The following is a 2,713-nucleotide window of genomic DNA, read 5'->3' as shown; positions in this document are numbered from 1 at the left end:
CGCCCGGCTCATAACCGGTAGGTCCTGGGTTCAAGTCCCCGATGGCCCACCAGCTAAAGAACGGCTATTTTTAGCCGTTTTTTTAATGCAAAAAATTAAATGTAAATAGATTGAAGAGGATTTATGAAAAAAATTATACTTATTTTTATCTTTGCTATCCTATTAACTTCATGCAACAGCAAGGAAGAAATAGATAGTACAAGTGCTGCAACTTCTGAATGGGATTCCGATTCAAATAAATTAAGTGAAGCAGACAAGCAATTTAATAAATTGAGACAAGCAAGTGGAAAAGAAAATCAAAAGGAAGAAGTTAGAACTGTTAGAAAAGAAGTGACTAAGTATTTACTTGATCAGTTTGAAGATGAAAATATTCAAGAAAAAATAACAAAAGATTTGACTTATAAGATTAATAATAAGGCAATGTCTACTTCTTTTAATAATGATGCTAAGTATATAATTCATAATTCTGAATATGATTATGAAATTAATATACTAGCTCAGGATAAAATTGATCTTGATTCATTCACAAAAAAATACAAGACTGATTCCTCAAGTCTTGTAAGTATGAAAGATACTTTTGGTCAAGTATTAGTATCTAATATAAATAATAATTCTTATGCAAGTAAGTTTGTTGGTTTATATGACAAGGGAGATACATCCTACATAATAGAAATTACTAGTGACTATATGTCTATCCCAGAAATTTTAGTGGCTGCTGAATTATTTTATGCAACTATTAATTAAAAAAGCTGTTAAAAGCCATTTTAATTATCAACTTAATATTTTCGAGATTAAATCTTCCATCAAATATATAGATAATATTTGCTGGAAGATTATATTTTTTATTTGAAAAATCTTCATTTATTTGGTCAGCTATATGAACATAACCAATTTGCTCAGGGGATAAATAACCTTGCCTTATACTAATATCTAAATGTGCATATTCATCGTTTATTTCTAGTTTATAGAGATTATTTAAATAAAAGAAATCATTTATATTTTCCTTTAATTTTAATCTTATTTTCAGAAAATCCTTGTCTATATATAAATTTTTAATTTTCACTGATGCAAAGTTTAATCCATTTTTACCATTAATATGTTTTAGATCAACTAATTTTTCTCTTTCAATATCATCAACAATATTTAATAATTTTCTTGTATTTATAACATCATATTTATTGTGTAAAAGGACTAATAAAAGATCTTCTAAAAGATAGAAATTAGACTCATTGTCTATATAATTTTTCGTGAAATCACTATAAAAATCTATATCATAGTCTTGTTCAAAATTTTCAAATCTTTCAATAGAATATTGATTTTCCATATCTTTTAATGAAAATAGGTCATTATCAAGAATTAACCTATTTTTTATAAAATACCTATATAAATCAAATTGTCTTTTTTCTTCAAAGGGCTCAAGTTTATGAAAGATATACCTAGATTTTAAGAAGGGAATATCAAAATTTTCACCATTATAAGTAATTATTTTTTTATTATTTATATATGGGTATAAGTAGTCAAGTAAATCAATTTCTTCTTCTGAGTCATTGGCTATTAGCTGGGTAAATTGTCCATTTTCATCTAAGAAACTTGCGACAATAATCCTAGAATTAATTCTTGAAACACCACTAGTTTCAATATCTAAAACTATTGAGTTTTTATCATTGAATTGTAGATCTTTTAGTGAATCTTTCAAGATTTTCATAGTATAAAGCCCCTTAATTTGTTATAATAATTATGTTTTATCATATCATAAAGGAGGATTTAATGATATATTTTGATAATGCATCAACCACAAAAATTGATAAAGAAGTAAAAATAGTTATGGATAATGCTTATGATAAATATTGGGCTAATCCTTCTTCGCTACATAGACTAGGTTTTGAAGCTGAAAAGCAAATAACAAGTGCAAGAAAACAGATAGCAAACAGCTTATCAATTTCTGATAAAAACTTGTTTTTTGTGCCAAGTGGTACTATTGCAAATAATGCAGTCTTACATTCTTTTGATAAGAAAGGTTCAAATATTTTAATAAGCCAAACAGAACATCCAAGTATTTTTGAAGCTGGGAAAAATATAAAAGCAGAACTAAGGATTGTAAGAGTAGACCAGGATGGTTATGCAGATAAAGATGATATGTTAAGTAAGATTGATGAGAATACAAGTCTAGTATCTATAATGCATGTAAACAATGAATTAGGATCTATCAATGAGATAAATAAGTTGGCTGAATTAGCTAAAAATAAAAATCCTAAGCTACATTTTCACTCTGATGGTGTTCAAGCATTCAAAAAGATAGCTACAGATTTAAGGAATATAGATTTCTATACCATATCATCACATAAGATAAATGGACCAAAGGAGATATCAGCCCTATATATAAAAGATCCAACATCTTTTAATAGCTTATATTTTGGTGGTGGACAAGAGCTAAAATTATTTTCAGGAACGGAGAATTTACCTGCTATTGTAGCCTTTGCCAAAGCAACAGAGCTGGATAATAATTATGATAATATTAGTGAAATAAATAAATTTTTAAGAAAAGAAATATCTAAAATTGTTGATGTGAAAATACTATCAGCAGAAGAAAATTCCTCACCTTACATATTAAATATCTGTTTTAAAAATATAGGTGCAGAAATTTTACTTCATTATTTAGAAATGGATGAGATATACGTATCTACAGGTTCAGCATGCAGCAAGGGTCATGATT

The 2,713-nt window shown here is 27.1% G+C and carries 3 protein-coding genes; 2 read left to right on the top strand and 1 reads right to left on the bottom strand.

Translation table 11 applies throughout. The features are described 5' to 3' along the window. Window positions 1–123 precede the first annotated feature (123 nt). On the top strand, window positions 124–744 hold the full coding sequence (locus Q0U66_RS05755) for a hypothetical protein (protein ID WP_297378588.1): 621 nt from the start codon (window positions 124–126) through the stop codon (window positions 742–744). On the opposite strand, the gene Q0U66_RS05750 is transcribed toward Q0U66_RS05755, so the two are convergent. Then, the gene (locus Q0U66_RS05750) at window positions 737–1,705 is read right to left on the bottom strand and encodes a ribonuclease H-like domain-containing protein (protein ID WP_297378586.1); all 969 of its coding nucleotides are present in this window, start codon (window positions 1,703–1,705) and stop codon (window positions 737–739) included. The two genes, Q0U66_RS05755 and Q0U66_RS05750, sit on opposite strands and share 8 nt — an antisense overlap. A gap of 62 nt (window positions 1,706–1,767) precedes the next feature. Here Q0U66_RS05750 and Q0U66_RS05745 point away from each other — a divergent pair. Beyond that, window positions 1,768–2,713 (top strand): aminotransferase class V-fold PLP-dependent enzyme (locus Q0U66_RS05745; RefSeq protein WP_297378583.1); only part of this gene is annotated, 946 nt, incomplete at its 3' end.

The organism is uncultured Helcococcus sp., from assembly GCF_946998255.1.
Lineage (GTDB): Bacteria > Bacillota > Clostridia > Tissierellales > Peptoniphilaceae > Helcococcus.
Note: the sequence above shows the minus strand (reverse complement) of the source record. Positions and strands in the feature narration are given on the sequence as shown.

What these genes read in the sequence shown, in the direction of transcription:
- Q0U66_RS05755 (WP_297378588.1), top strand. Translation starts at nt 124, where the DNA reads ATGAAAAAAATTATACTTATTTTTATCTTTGCTATCCTATTAACTTCA.
- Q0U66_RS05750 (WP_297378586.1), bottom strand. Translation starts at nt 1,705, where the DNA reads ATGAAAATCTTGAAAGATTCACTAAAAGATCTACAATTCAATGATAAA.